Genomic DNA, 13,976 nt, shown 5'->3' with positions numbered 1-13,976 from the left:
GCAAGGAAAGCGCCCCAGCGGACTCGCTGGTGGTGGTCGAGCGAGGACGCGCCAGCGGACTCGCTGGTGGTGGTCGAGCGAGCCGCGCGACCGAGGAACGAGGTCGCGACCGGCGTGTCGAGACCCGGTGACGGGCGCAGGGCCGTAGCCGTGGTCGCCGGGTCTCGACGACGCTCGCCGGCGCTCGCTGCTCGACCAGCAGCCGTTCGCCGGGTGTCGCTGGCGCTCGCTGCTCGACCAGCAGCCGTTCGCCGGGTCTCGACGACGCTCGCCGGCGCTCGCTGCTCGACCAGCGGCCGTTCGCCGGGTCTCGACGACGCTCGCCGGCGCTCGCTGCTCGACCAGCGGAGGGGCTTCCTCAGCCCTCCGAGGCTCGGCGGAGCAGCTCCTCGAACGGCGTGGGCTCGGCGAGCTGGTCGTCGACCGTGCGCCGGCTGGACCCGCCCGACGCGTCGGCGGGGCTGACCTTGCCGACAAGAGCGGCCAGCTCGCCGGCGGCCCGGGTGATCCGCTGCTCGAGCTCGGTGCTCGCGAAGTCCTCGGTCGCGGCGAAGACGCCGGTGGGGACGACCACGGCCCGCAGGTAGGCGAACAGCGGCCGCAGCGCGTGCTCGAGCACCAGGGAGTGGCGTGCCGTGCCCGCCGTCGCGGCGACGAGCACCGGGGTGCCGTCGAGGGTCCCGGGCTCGAGGACGTCGAAGAACGTCTTGAACAGCCCGGAGTACGACGCGGAGAACACCGGCGTCACGACGACCAGCCCGTCGGCGCGGCGGACCGCGTCGATCGCCGCCGCCAGGGGCGGACCGGGGAAGCCGGTCAGCAGGTGGTCGGTCAGCTCGTGGGCGAGGTCTCGCAGCTCGACGGTCGTCACGTCGACCTCCTCGAGCGCCTGCGTCGTCGCGGCGGCCAGCCGGTCGGCCAGCAGCCGCGTCGACGAGGGGTTGGAGAGACCGGCGGAGACGACGACCACGGAGGTCATGCCGACACCTCCTCGGCGGCCTCGAGCGCGTCCTCTGCCCGGTGGCCAGTGGCGGAGTCCGCCGCGGCGTACACCGTGGAGTCGTGGGCACCGCCCGCGGCGGCGACCAGCGAGCCGTGGGTGGGCGCGTCCGGCACGTGCGCCGGGCGGCCCTCGGCGAAGCCCTTGCGCATCTCCGGCAGGATCTCGCCGAGCAGGTCGAGCTGCTCGAGCACCGTCTTCAGCGGCAGGCCGGCGTGGTCGACGAGGAACAGCTGGCGCTGGTAGTGGCCGACGTAGTCGCGGAACGACAGGGTCCGCTCCAGCACCTGCTGGGGCGAGCCCACGGTCAGCGGCGTGGCCTCGGTGAAGTCCTCCAGCGAGGGCCCGTGGCCGTAGACCGGGGCGTTGTCGAAGTACGGGCGGAACTCGCGCACGGCCTCCTGGCTGTCGCGCCGCATGAAGAACTGCCCGCCGAGGCCGACGATCGCGGTGTCCGCCGGGCCGTGGCCGTAGTGCTCGAAGCGGCGGCGGTAGAGGTCGACCATCTGCTGGGTGTGCGAGGCCGGCCAGAAGATGTGGTTGTGGAAGAAGCCGTCGCCGTAGTAGGCCGCCTGCTCGGCGATCTCGGGGCTGCGGATCGAGCCGTGCCACACGAACGGCGGGACGCCGTCGAGCGGGCGCGGCGTGGAGGTGTAGCCCTGGAGCGGGGTGCGGAACCGACCGGACCAGTCGACGACGTCCTCGCGCCAGAGCCGGTGCAGCAGCGCGTAGTTCTCGATCGCGAGGTTGACGCCCTGGCGGATGTCCTTGCCGAACCAGGGGTAGACCGGGCCGGTGTTGCCGCGCCCCATCATCAGGTCCACCCGGCCGTCGGTGAGGTGCTGGATCTTGGCGTAGTCCTCCGCGATCAGCACCGGGTCGGTGGTGGTGATCAGCGTGGTCGCGGTCGACAGCACGATCCGCTCGGTCTGCGCGCCGATGTAGGCGAGCGTCGCGGTGGGGTTGGAGGAGATGAACGGCGGGTTGTGGTGCTCGCCGGTCGCGAACACGTCGAGACCGACGTCCTCGGCCTTCTTGGCGATCGCCACCGTGGCCTTGATCCGCTCGTGCTCGGTGGGCGTGCGACCCGTCGTGGGGTCCATCGTCACGTCGCCGACGCTGAAGATGCCGATCTGCATGGCCGTCCTCGATCCTCGTGGTGCCCCCGCGGGACGGGGGCGAAGTGTGGTTGAAAGCCGAACTATCCGTGTCAACCGAGGATCCTCCCACGCTATTCCGCCACAGTGGCCCGGTGCGCCGTGTGCCGTGGTGGGTCCCCGCCCTGATCATCCTCGCGACGGTCGGCCAGCTCGCCGTCGCGCAGTGGGTCCCCGGCATCGAGCGGTTCGAGGGCAAGGCGTTCGGGGCGCGGCTGGTCGCCTACCCCCTGCTGATGCTGGTGGCGCCGGCGTTGTGGTGGTTGGTCGCGCGCCGTCGCGGCCGCGTCGAGCGGCCGCCGCACGGCGCGTTCACGCTGGTCATGCTGCCCTTCCTCGTCGACGTGACCGGCAACAGCCTGGACCTGTACGACGCCGTGGTCTGGTGGGACGACCTCAACCACTTCGCGAACTGGCTGCTGCTCTGCGCCGGGCTCGGCCTCCTGCTGTGCGGGTCGGTCCGGCCGGCCTGGGCGGTCGTCGTGCTGGTGACCGGGCTGGGCGCCGCGCTCGCGATCGGCTGGGAGCTCGGCGAGTGGTACACCTTCATCCGCCACGGCACGGAGGCCGGCACCGCCTACGAGGACACCCTCGGCGACGAGTCGCTCGGCACGCTCGGCGCGCTGGTGGCCGGCCTGCTGGTCGCGCGGGTGCACGCGCGGCCCTGACCGCTTCCGGGCCGCCTCAGCCGTCGGCGAGCCGGCCCTCGTCGAGCCGGAGCACCCGGTCGGCGACGCGCTGGACCCGCGGGTCGTGGCTGGCCACCAGCACCGCCGTACCGGCTCGGGCGGCCGCCACCAGCGCGGCGGTCACCAGCTCCGCGCGGTCGTCGTCCTGGTGACCGGTCGGCTCGTCGAGGACGAGCACCCGTGGGGCGAGCACGAGCCCGCGGGCCACCGCGACCCGCTGCTGCTCCCCGAGCGACGTCTCGCCGACCCGTCGGTGCGCGAACGGGCCGAGGTCGAGCGCCGCCGCGAGGTCGGCGAACGACACCGGCGCGCGCTCCGAGCGGTACGTCGGCAGCAGCACGTTGTCCTCGACGCCGAGACCGTCGACCAGCCCGTGCTGCTGGGGCACGACCGCCACCAGCGACCAGTCCGCGGCACCGTACGGCGGGCGGCCGTCGACCTGGACCGTGCCGCGCTGCGGCTCCTCGAAGCCGGCGGCCAGGTGACACACCGTGGTCTTGCCGGAGCCGGAGGGCCCCAGCAGCGCGACCACCTCGCCGGGCGACACGTCGAGGGTGACGTCGTGCAGCACCTCGACCCGACCGCTCCCGGTCCCGTAGCCGTGGGCGACCCCCCGGACGACCAACCCGCTCACGTCGGCTCCCCCGGTGCTCGGAGGCGGACCACGTCGCCGTCCGCCTCGACGACGACGCGGCGGGAGGGGAAGCGCGCGAGCAGGGCGGGCGGGAGCTGCAGGCGCCCGGCGGAGTCGATGACGGCGACCGTCTCCCGAGCCCGTGCGGTCTCGCTGGACAGCACGCCGTCGCGGAGCCGGAGCAACCGGCCGGCCCGGTCGGTCACCCGGGCGTCGTGACTGCTGACGACGACGGCGCCCCCGGCCTCGGCGAGCCCGGCGAGGGCGTCGAGGACCAGGTCGGCGTTGCCGTGGTCGAGCTCGGCGGTGGGCTCGTCCGCGACCACCAGGGCCGGGCTCCCCACCAGGGCCATCGCGACCGCGAGCCGCTGCTGCTCGCCGCCCGACATCGTCGCCGGCCGGTGGTCCGCGCGTGCCGCCAGGCCGACCGAGGCGAGCACCTGCTCGACGTCGTCGTGCCCGGAGCCGCGCCAGGTGGCGACCTGGCGGACGTGCCCGGCCGCGGTCAGGTGGGGGAAGAGCCCGGTGGAGGCACGCTGGGGGACGTAGCCGATGCGCCGGTGGCGCAGGCGGCGCAGGGCGCTCGCCGACGCGCCGGCCACGTCGCTGCCCAGCACCCGCAGCTCGCCCGCGCTCGGCCGCTCCCGCGCCGAGAGCAGCGTCAGCAGGCTGCTCTTGCCACTGCCCGAGGGGCCGGCGACCACCGTGAGCGAGCCGGCGGAGACGAGCAGGTCGACGCCGCGGAGCGCGTAGGTCTCCCCCGTCGCGGACCGGTAGACCCGGGTCAGGTCGCTCGCCTCGACGACCTGCGCGGGGGTCGGTTCAGCCGTTGCCACGCAGCACCTCCGGGCCCGAGCGGCGGCGCGCGCGGGCCAGCCCCACGGCCGAGGCGGCCGCGACCATGGCCAGCGCCAGCCCGACGACCGCCCCGGCCTCCGTCGCGCCCAGGCGCGGGCGGCTGGTGGGCAGCACCTGCGGCACCTGGTCGACGAGGCTGGGTCCCAGGACGAGGGCGGCCGTCGACACCACGGTCGCCACGGCCGCGGTCAGCACGGCGCGCGCCACCTCCCAGGTCCGCGCGGCCGCGAGCTCGCGGGGGCGGTAGCCCATCTGCGCGAGCAGCACGTCGGCGACCGCGTCGCGGTCGGCGAGCCGCAGGCCCAGGGCCAGCACCGTGGCGAGCGCCAGCAGCAGGACCACCAGGCCGAGCACGACGACGTACCGCGCCGCCCACGACGCGGCGAGCAGCCCCTCGCCGACCTCGGCGGCCCGGGTCGTCGACACCGCGACCGGGGAGAGCCCGACCGCCTCGAGCTGGGCGTCGAGCCGGTCGGCGTCGGCCCGGGACCAGACCTCGGCCCCGAAGGCGCCGGCCGCGCTGCGGGCGGACAGCGGGTCGCGCGGGTCCAGGGGCGGCGGGAGCAGGGGGAACACCTGGCGGGCGCTCACCACGACGGCCGCGTCGCCCGTGCCCGCCTCGGAGCCGGGGAACGCGGGCAGCACGCCGGCGACGACGTACCCCAGGCCCACCTCCTCGTTGATCTCCAGCGTGCCGCGGTCGCCCACCGCGAGGTCGGTGTCCCCGGCCAGCAGCACCGGGACGAGCTCGGCGGTGGGGTCGTCGAGCCGGTCAAGGAGGTCGCGCCCGCCCTCCAGGGTCCCGGTGCTACCCCAGTCCGCGACCGCGGCGAAGGTCTCCGCGTCGACGGCGAGGAGCTGCTGGGCGCCGAACGTGGGGGGCAGCGTCACCCGCTGGCGCCACACGAGCGTCGAGTCCTCGACCGGCGGCCGCAGGGCCCGCACGCCGGTGCCGCGGAGGGCGTCGTCGACCGAGGCGGCCGTCGGCGCACCCACCAGCGCAGCGGCCTTGTCGTCCGCGCCCTCGACCAGCCCGCGGTGCACCGCCAGCGTGTAGGCGAAGAGACCCAGGGTCACGGCCAGCACCGCGGTCAGCGCCTGGTCGCGGGGACCGGCGCTCCCCGCGCGGCGGGACGCCAGCCAACGTGCCCCGCCGGGCCTCGCGCCGGGGAGCCGGACGAGCGCGGCGAGACGCACGACGACCGCGGCGGCCGACGCCGCGACCAGCAGGGGCAACGCAGTGGTCAGCGGGGAGCCGGCGCGCCGGGCCGGCTCCTGGGAGAGGACGCCGACCAGGACGACCGCGGTGGCGACCAGCACCAGCGCCTCCCACGGGACCGAGCGCACACGCGCGCCGAGCCGACCACGGCCACCCAGGTCGGCCCGCAGCGCCGCGGCGAGGGCGACCGCCGCCGGCAGCGCCAGGGCGACGGCGGCGCCGACCCCGGCGCGGAGCAGGTCGGCGCGGGTGAGGTCCCCCGGGCCGAGGTCGTAAGGCGGTCCGGCGGCGTCGACGGCCAGCAGCGCCAGCGCCGTCCCGAACGGCAGCGCGAGGACCGCCAGCGGCAGCAGCTCGAGCACCGTGAGCCCGGCGACGGCGAGCGGGTGCACGCCGAGGCCGGCGGCCAGCGACTCCTCGCGTCGACGGCTGCGCCCGACCAGCACCCAGGCCGCGGCCAGCAGCGCGGCGGCGAGCACCTGCCCCGCGGCGGCGTACGGCCCCACCTGGTCGCGGGCGTCGACGGCCGCCTCCTGGGCCTCAACCAGGATGTCCGGGAGCCCGGACGCCAGCTCGAGACGGGTCGGCAGCGGCCGCGCCTGGTCGGTGACCTGCGCCAGGTCGGTCGTGCTGTCGAAGGCCTCGATCGCCAGCCGCTGGATGCCCGCCACGGCGTCCTCGGCGGTGTCGGCGTCGAGGGCGGCGTCGACGCGGAGGTCCGCGGCGTACAACGGCTCCTCGTCGATGGCACGGACCAGCTCGCCGAACGTCGCCGGGCTCGTGACCACGAGCTGGCTGACCTCCCCCGGCCGTCCGGGGTCGATCGGGAGGACCCAGTCCGCGCTGCCCGGCGCCGCGGCGACCGCCGCCGGCAGGACCGACCGGGGCGCGGTGGCGTAGGTGCCCGACAGCGTGGTGGTGGCGAAGCGGGTGGAGGAGGACCCCTCGGAGACGCTCTGGAGGCCCACCCGGAACCGGTCGCCGACGGCCAGTCCCAGCCCCTCGGCGAGGTCGGTCGGGAGCCACGCCCCGGGTGCGTCGGCGTCGGCGCCGAGCGCCTCGAGGACGCCGTCGTGGAAGAACAGGGCGCCCGGCAGGGACTCCCCTCCCGCGCGCACCACGGCGCGCAGCCTGCGGTCCTGCGCGGTGCCGGCCGCGCCGGCCGTGGGTGCGCCGTAGCCGGGCAGGTCGAGCAGGCGGTCACGGACCAGGGCCGCACCCCGGGGGCGGAGCACCCCGGTCCACGACGCGCGCAGGTCGGCGGACGCGCCCGGCGCGGGCTCCGCGGCCGCCGCCTCGACACCCGCCTCGAGCGCGGCGCCGCGCGCGCTGGCGTGGAACAGCGCAGGCGCCACGACGGACCCGACCAGCAGCGCGGCGGCGAGGAGCACCAGGCCCAGCCACCCGGGCGAGTGGAGCAGGCGCACGGGCGCAGCGGTCCACAGCGGGTGCCGCCCCCTCCGCGTCGGCCCCACCAGGTCAGCCCGCGACGCGGTGCAGGACGAGCACGGCCCGGTCGTCGTCCCCGCGCGCCACCTGGTCGACGATGCGCCGCGCAGCACCGTCGAAGCCACGCGACACGGCCTCGGTGGCGGTCCGCCGGAGCCAGGCGATGCCGTCGTCGAGGTCGGCGTCGCGGGACTCGACGACGCCGTCGGTGTAGAACATCAGCGCGTCGCCGGGCTCCAGCGTGCCGGTCGAGCCGTGCAGCTCGGGGTCGGGCACGACGCCGAGCGCGGTCCCGCGGGCCCCGTCGACCAGCCAGGACCCGTCCCGGGCACCGGAGGGAGCGTCGTACCGCAGCGCCGGTGGGTGCCCCGCGCTGGTCACCGTCCAGCACCCGGTGCGCAGGTCGACCAGCACGTGCACCGCGGTCGCGAAGGACTCCTCGGACTGCTGGCGCAGGAGGAACGCGTTGGCCGCCCGGAGCAGGTCCTGCGGCGGCAGCGCGCCGATAAGCCCGCCCAGCGCGCCGGCGAACTGCAGCGCCTGCGGCCCGACCGCCACGCCCTTGCCGCAGACGTCGACCAGCACCATCTCCAGGCGCCGGCCGTCCTCGCTCACGTCGGCGACGAGGAAGTCACCGGCGTAGCCGGCGCCGTGGGAGGCCAGCATCGCGCTCTGCGCCGTCCAGCCCGCCGGCAGCGGCGGCACCTTCCCCTGGGCCTGCAGCCGGCCCTTCAGCTCGGCCAGCAGCGCCTCGCTGAGCGGACCGGGCAGGCCGCTGCGCTGCCGGCTGGACTGGAAGAGGATCAGCGCCGCGGAGAGGAGCAGCGACGCCGTGACCGACACCCGGGCGCCGGTGACCTCGCCGTCGTGCACCATCACCGTCAGCGCCACGACGAGCGCGAGCGCGGTCAGCACGACGAGCGGCTGGAAGCGCAGGGTCAGCATGCCGACCAGCAGCCAGACGAAGTACGACGTGGCCGGGAGCGCGTCGTACCGGTGCCACGAGACGACGCCCGCGAGCAGGACCCCCGCGCACAGCAGCGCGAGCACGCGCACCTGGCTGTCCCAGGAACCGGAGCGCCAGTCGCTCACGAAGCTCCCGGCCCGGTTCACGCCGCGAACACTAGTGGCGTCGGCGGGCGAGCACCGGTCATCTCCACAGGTGGGGGCCGCTATCGTCGCCACGCGTGAGCACCCCACACCCCAGCTTCGACCAGCTGGCCGCGCTGCCGGCCTACGCGCGCCAGCCGGTCCCGGTCGCCTTCGAGGACGTCAACGGCCACCTCAACGTCCGGCACTACACCGGCATCGCGAGCGAGGGGCTCGACGAGTCGCTGGTGGAGCTCGGCATCCCGCAGAGCTGGCCGGCCCGCGGGCACGCCTGCTTCTCCGCCGAGCACCACCTGACCTACCTGGCCGAGCTGCGCACCGGCGACGTCATGTCCGCGCGCGTCCGGCTGCTCGGCCGCTCCGAGCGCGCGGCCCACGCGCTGGTGCACCTCGTCGACGAGACCCACGAGCGGCTCAGCTACGTGATGGAGGAGGTCTTCCTCCACATCGACATGGCGACGCGTCGTACCGCGCCCTGGCCCGAGGACGTCGCGTCCGCCCTGGACCGCCGCGTCGCCGAGCACGCCGAGCTGCCCTGGGAGCCCGACGTCTCCGGGTGCCTGGGCCTGCGCTGAGCCCGGCGCCGCCTCCTCCGCGGAGCGGTCCAAAGGTCTGAGTCCAGACCATTGACCGCCGCGCGCGGCCTGCGCCACACTGCGGCAACCGCCGGCCGGGCGCGCGTCCCGGTCAGGAAAGGACGCCATGAGCCAGGACGCCGCGCCCGAGAAGTCGCTCGACGAGGTCATGGACGAGGACGCTCGCGTCCTTGCGGAGATGGGCTACACCCAGGAGCTGACGCGCGGGATGTCCGCGTTCTCCAACTTCGCGGTGTCCTTCTCCATCATCTCGATCCTCGCCGGGTGCATCACCAGCTACGCCATCGCCCTGCGCAGCGGCGGCCCGGCCGCGCTCACCGTCGGCTGGGTCGTCGTCGGCATCTTCGTCACGTGCGTGGCCCTGGCGATGGCGGAGGTCTGCTCGCGCTACCCGACCGCCGGTGGCCTCTACTTCTGGGCCGCCAAGCTCGCCAAGCGCAACCGCCGGGTCTGGGCCTGGTACGTCGGGTGGTTCAACTTCCTCGGCGAGATCGCGGTCACCGCGGCCATCGACTTCGGCTGCGCCACGACCTGGATGGCGTTCGCCAACCTGGTGTGGGACGTCGAGGTGACCCCCGAGCGGGTCTTCCTGCTGTTCGTGGCGATCATCGTCGTCCACGCCCTGCTCAACACCTTCGGCGTGAGCCTGGTCAGCCTGCTCTCCAGCGTCTCCGCCTGGTGGCACGTGTTCGGCACCCTGATCATCGTCGGCGCGCTGTGGATCCTCCCCGACTCCCACCAGTCGGTGTCCTGGACGCTGACCGAGTACCACAACGAGACCGGCTGGACGTTCGCGCCGTACGTCCTGCTCATGGGCCTGCTGATGGCGCAGTACACCTACACCGGGTACGACGCGTCCGCGCACGTGGCCGAGGAGACCAAGCAGGCCCAGATCGCGGCGCCGCGCGGCATCGTGCTGAGCGTCGTGGTGTCGGTGGTCGGCGGCTTCCTCCTGCTCTACTCGATCACCGCGGCCATCCCGGACGGCTCCGAGAGCGGGTTGACCGCCCTGGCCGCCTCCGAGACCGGCCTCCCGCCGGCGCAGGTCTTCCTCGACGCGCTGGACAGCCCGTTCACGGCCAAGCTGCTGCTCTTCATCGTCTGCGTCGCGCAGTTCTTCTGCGGCATGGCCTCGGTGACGGCCAACTCCCGGATGTCCTTCGCGTTCTCCCGCGACAACGCGCTGCCGGGCTCCAAGATCTGGGCCCGGGTCAACAAGCGCACCGGCACGCCGACCAACTCGATCTGGTTCTGCGTCGTGCTCTCGATCCTGCTGGCGAGCCCCGCGCTGTTCAACACCACGGCCTACTTCGCGGTGACCTCGATCGCGGTCATCGGCCTCTACATCGCCTACGTCGTGCCGGTGCTGCTGCGCCGCCTCAGCTCCGACTTCACCCCGGGACCCTGGAACCTCGGCCGCTGGAGCCCGCTCATCGGCTGGGTCGCGGTCGTCTGGGTCGTCCTGATCTGCATCCTCTTCGTCCTGCCGCCGGCCAGCCCGATCACGGTCGACACCTTCAACTACGCCCCGGTCGCGGTGCTCGCGGTCCTCGTACTCGCCACGGTGATGTGGTTCGCCGGCGGGCGGACCCACTTCATGCACGGGATGAAGGACGAGCACACCACCAAGCCGCTGGACGAGGTCGTGTGAGCGCTGCCCGCGCAGCGCTCCCCCAGGGCGACCCGGACCCGGCGGGGCTGCCCGACGCCGTCCTGCGGCCGGTGCGGGGCCACCACGCCTTCGAGGCGTGCGTGGAGCAGCTGGCCACCGCGATCAGGCTCGGGGTCTACCCGCGCGGGTCGGCGCTCCCGCCGGAGCGGGACCTCGCGGCGCGGCTGCAGGTGTCGCGCGCGACGCTCCGGGAGGCGATGGCGGCCCTGCGCGAGGCCGGGCTGGTCACGACCACCCGCGGCCGCGGCGGCGGCACGGTCGTCACGCTCGAGCCCCGGACGCCGTCGGCGCGACGGGCCGCGCGGACCGACGAGGTCACCCGGCGCGACCGGCTCGACGCGCTGGAGTTCCGGCGGGTCGTCGAGCCCGGCGCGGCCGCGCTCGCCGCCGACGTACGCCTCGACGACGCGGCGCGGACCCAGCTGGAGGAGGCCCACGACGCGGTGCGGTCGGCGACCCGGCCGGCCGAGCACCGGCAGGCCGACTCCCGCTTCCACCTGACGGTGGCGGCGCTGACCCGGTCCCCGCGGATGGTCGAGGCGGTGACCTCGGTGCAGGCGACGCTGCACGAGATGCTGCTGGCGATCCCGGTGCTGCCCACGAACATCGCGCACTCCGACCGCCAGCACGCGGCCGTCGTGCGCGCGATCCTGGCCGGCAAGGCCGACCACGCCCGCCGGGCGATGGAGGAGCACTGCGACGACACGGCCGCGCTGCTGCGCGGGCTCGTGGGATAGGGACGCCGATGACCCGAGGGACCCCGAAGCGGAACGACCGGCACCTGAGCCGCGAGGAGCTGGTCGTCGAGATCGAGGCCGGCACGATCGACACGGTCGTGATCGCCTTCACCGACATGCAGGGCCGGCTGCAGGGCAAGCGGCTCCACGGCCGCTACTTCGTCGACCACGTGCTCGACCACGGCGCCGAGGGCTGCAACTACCTGCTGGCCGTCGACGTGGAGATGAACACCGTCGGGGGCTACGCCATCTCCTCCTGGGAGCGCGGGTACGGCGACATGGAGATGGTCCTCGACGAGCGGACCATCCGCCGGCTGACCCACCTCCCCGCGACCGCGATGGTCCAGTGCGACCTGGTCTGGCCCGCCGGTGAGGACGGCGGGCACGCCCCCGTCGTGCAGGACCCGCGCGCCGTGCTGCGCCGCCAGCTCGACCGGTGCGCCCAGCGGGGCTGGGAGGCGATGTCGGGGACCGAGCTGGAGTTCATCGCCTTCGAGACCACCTACGAGGAGGCGCACCGCTCGGGCTACCGGGACCTGGTGCCGGTCAACCAGTACAACGTCGACTACTCGGTCCTCGGCACCACCCGGGTCGAGCCGCTGCTGCGCAGCATCCGCAACACGATGTACGACGCGGGGCTCGACGTGGAGGGCGCCAAGGGCGAGTGCAACCTCGGGCAGCACGAGATCGGGTTCCTCTACGCCGACGCGCTGACGACGGCGGACAACCACGCGGTCTACAAGACCGTCGCGAAGGAGATAGCGGCCCAGCAGGGCAGGTCGCTCACCTTCATGGCCAAGTACGACGCCCGCGAGGGCAGCTCCTGCCACATCCACCTCTCGCTGCGGGGCACCGACGGGTCGCTGGTGTTCTGGGACGAGGAGACCGGGTCGCGGACCCCGCTCTACGACCACTTCGTCGCCGGTGTGCTGGCCACGGCGGCCGAGCTGACGCTGCTCTACGCCCCGAACATCAACTCCTACAAGCGCTTCGCGGACGGCTCGTTCGCGCCTACGACGATCGCCTGGGGCTCCGACAACCGCACCTGCGCGGTCCGCCTGGTCGGCCGCGGGGCCGGTGCCCGGATGGAGAACCGCCTCCCGGGCGCCGACGTCAACCCCTACCTCGCGCTGGCCGCGATGATCGCCGGCGGGCTGCACGGCATCGAGCAGGAGCTCCCGCTGGAGGAGGAGACGGTCGGCAACGCCTACACCTCGGACAAGCCCAAGGTGCCGGGCACGCTGGCCGAGGCACGCGAGGCCTTCGCCACCTCGGTGGTTGCCCGGGCCGCCCTGGGCGACGAGGTCGTGGACCACTACGTCAACATGGCCGACGTCGAGCTGGCCGCCTACCGGGCGGCCGTCACCGACTGGGAGCTCGTCCGCGGATTCGAGAGGCTCTGAGTGTCCGACACCTTCACCGTCGTCAACCCCGCCACCGCCCGGCCGATCGCGGAGGTGCCGCTCGCCTCCGTCGAGGAGGCCGACGCCGCCATCGCGCGGGCCCACGAGGCCTTCGCGACCTGGCGCACCGTGGCGCCCGGCGAGCGCGCCGCGCTGCTGCGTCGGTACGCCGCCGTGGTCGACGCCCACGTCGAGGAGCTCGCGGAGATCGAGGTCCGCAACGCCGGCCACACCTGGGGCAACGCCCGCTGGGAGGCCGGCAACGTCCGCGACTGCCTCAACTACTACGCCGGCGCGCCCGAGCGGCTCTTCGGCCGCCAGATCCCGGTGGCCGGCGGCACCGACGTCACCTTCCACGAGCCGCTGGGCGTGGTCGGGATCATCGTCCCCTGGAACTTCCCCATGCCGATCGCGGCGTGGGGCATGGCGCCCGCGCTCGCCGCGGGCAACACGGTGGTGCTCAAGCCGGCCGAGCTCACCCCGCTGACGGCACTGCGGCTGGCGGAGCTGGCGCTCGAGGCCGGCATCCCCGAGGGCGTCCTGACGGTGCTGCCCGGCCGCGGCGACGTGGTGGGCGAGCGGTTCGTGACCCACCCGCTGGTGCGCAAGGTGTGCTTCACCGGGTCGACCGCGGTCGGCAAGCGGGTGATGGCGGGCTGCGCCGAGCAGGTCAAGCGGGTCACCCTCGAGCTCGGCGGGAAGAGCAGCAACGTCGTCTTCGCCGACGCCGACCTGGCCGCGGCGGCCGCGGCGGCGCCGTACGCCGTCTTCGACAACGCCGGCCAGGACTGCTGCGCCCGCTCGCGGATCCTCGTCGAGCGCTCGGCGTACGACGAGTTCCTCTCGCTGCTCGAGCCCGCGGTCACCGCGCTGCGGGTGCTCGACCCCTCCGACGAGGCCTCGGAGATGGGCCCGCTGATCTCCGCCCGGCAGCGCGACACCGTCACGGGCTACCTGGCCGAGGTCGACGTCACCATCGCCGGGTCCACGCCCGGTGGCGACGGGTTCTGGGTCGCGCCGTCGGTGGTCGCGGTCGACGACCCGGGGCAGCGGATCTGGCGCGAGGAGGTCTTCGGGCCGGTCGTGGCGGTGATGCCGTTCGACGACGAGGCCGACGCGGTCGCGCTGGCCAACGACACCGACTACGGGCTCTCCGGCTCGATCTACACCCGGGACCTCGGCCGGGGCCTGCGCGTCGCACGGGCGGTCGAGGCCGGCAACCTCAGCGTCAACTCCCACGCCTCGGTCCGCTACTGGACCCCGTTCGGCGGCTACAAGCAGTCCGGCCTCGGCCGCGAGCTCGGCCCGGACGCCCCCATGGCGTTCACCGAGGAGAAGAACGTCTTCATCGCCCACTGATCCCCGCGCTGCAGGACGGGCTGCAGGATTCCCCGGCCCCCCGGGGAATCCGGCACTCCTCAGGGGTCGCAACCCCTGAGAAGTGCCGGTTTT

12 protein-coding genes are annotated in these 13,976 nt (G+C 74.4%); 6 read left to right on the top strand and 6 right to left on the bottom strand.

Going from position 1 to position 13,976, the window contains the following annotated elements:
• Positions 1-358: 358 nt before the first annotated feature.
• Together OSR43_RS10170 and OSR43_RS10165 are read right to left on the bottom strand one after the other, a co-directional pair.
• Positions 359-979 carry an FMN reductase gene (locus OSR43_RS10170; protein ID WP_302271339.1) on the bottom strand — a complete coding sequence of 207 codons (621 nt, stop codon included), beginning with the start codon at positions 977-979 and terminating at the stop codon, positions 359-361.
• Entirely contained in the window at positions 976-2,139 is a 1,164-nt protein-coding gene (locus OSR43_RS10165; RefSeq protein WP_302271337.1) for an LLM class flavin-dependent oxidoreductase, read from the bottom strand. Before OSR43_RS10165 ends, OSR43_RS10170 begins: the two co-directional genes overlap by 4 nt.
• Before the next feature lie 113 nt (positions 2,140-2,252).
• On the opposite strand from OSR43_RS10165, the gene OSR43_RS10160 reads away from it, so the two are divergent.
• Positions 2,253-2,825 (top strand): hypothetical protein, encoded by a 573-nt coding sequence (locus OSR43_RS10160; protein WP_302271335.1) that lies wholly within the window; start codon positions 2,253-2,255, stop codon positions 2,823-2,825.
• A gap of 16 nt (positions 2,826-2,841) precedes the next feature.
• Here OSR43_RS10160 and OSR43_RS10155 read toward each other — a convergent pair whose 3' ends face one another.
• From OSR43_RS10155 to OSR43_RS10140, 4 genes are read right to left on the bottom strand one after another with little or no spacing between them, the layout of a single operon-like run.
• Entirely contained in the window at positions 2,842-3,480 is a 639-nt protein-coding gene (locus OSR43_RS10155; RefSeq protein ID WP_302271333.1) for an ATP-binding cassette domain-containing protein, read from the bottom strand.
• On the bottom strand, positions 3,477-4,316 hold the full coding sequence (locus tag OSR43_RS10150; protein WP_302271331.1) for an ABC transporter ATP-binding protein: 840 nt from the start codon (positions 4,314-4,316) through the stop codon (positions 3,477-3,479). Before OSR43_RS10150 ends, OSR43_RS10155 begins: the two co-directional genes overlap by 4 nt.
• On the bottom strand, positions 4,303-6,984 hold the full coding sequence (locus OSR43_RS10145) for a hypothetical protein (RefSeq protein ID WP_302271329.1): 2,682 nt from the start codon (positions 6,982-6,984) through the stop codon (positions 4,303-4,305). The genes OSR43_RS10150 and OSR43_RS10145 overlap by 14 nt, the downstream gene beginning before the upstream one ends.
• Before the next feature lie 52 nt (positions 6,985-7,036).
• On the bottom strand, positions 7,037-8,119 hold the full coding sequence (locus OSR43_RS10140; RefSeq protein ID WP_302271327.1) for a PP2C family protein-serine/threonine phosphatase: 1,083 nt from the start codon (positions 8,117-8,119) through the stop codon (positions 7,037-7,039).
• A 74-nt stretch (positions 8,120-8,193) separates the two neighbouring features.
• On the opposite strand from OSR43_RS10140, the gene OSR43_RS10135 reads away from it, so the two are divergent.
• The 5 genes from OSR43_RS10135 (at position 8,194) to OSR43_RS10115 (ending at position 13,883) form a co-directional block, all read left to right on the top strand.
• Positions 8,194-8,691: a thioesterase family protein gene (locus OSR43_RS10135; protein ID WP_302271326.1), complete on the top strand. Its 498-nt coding sequence runs from the start codon at positions 8,194-8,196 to the stop codon at positions 8,689-8,691.
• Between the two features lie 127 nt (positions 8,692-8,818).
• Positions 8,819-10,363 carry an amino acid permease gene (locus tag OSR43_RS10130; RefSeq protein ID WP_302271324.1) on the top strand — a complete coding sequence of 515 codons (1,545 nt, stop codon included), beginning with the start codon at positions 8,819-8,821 and terminating at the stop codon, positions 10,361-10,363.
• Positions 10,360-11,121 carry a FadR/GntR family transcriptional regulator gene (locus OSR43_RS10125; RefSeq protein ID WP_302271323.1) on the top strand — a complete coding sequence of 254 codons (762 nt, stop codon included), beginning with the start codon at positions 10,360-10,362 and terminating at the stop codon, positions 11,119-11,121. Before OSR43_RS10130 ends, OSR43_RS10125 begins: the two co-directional genes overlap by 4 nt.
• An 8-nt stretch (positions 11,122-11,129) precedes the next feature.
• Positions 11,130-12,524, top strand: a complete 1,395-nt coding sequence (locus OSR43_RS10120) for a glutamine synthetase family protein (RefSeq protein WP_302271322.1) — start codon at positions 11,130-11,132, stop codon at positions 12,522-12,524.
• Positions 12,525-13,883: an aldehyde dehydrogenase gene (locus tag OSR43_RS10115; RefSeq protein WP_302271320.1), complete on the top strand. Its 1,359-nt coding sequence runs from the start codon at positions 12,525-12,527 to the stop codon at positions 13,881-13,883. It begins immediately after the preceding gene.
• The last annotated feature ends 93 nt before the right edge of the window (positions 13,884-13,976 follow it).

The sequence above is a fragment of the Nocardioides sp. Arc9.136 genome (assembly GCF_030506255.1).
Taxonomy (GTDB): Bacteria; Actinomycetota; Actinomycetes; order Propionibacteriales; family Nocardioidaceae; genus Nocardioides.
This window is presented reverse-complemented; position numbering and strand designations above follow the sequence as displayed.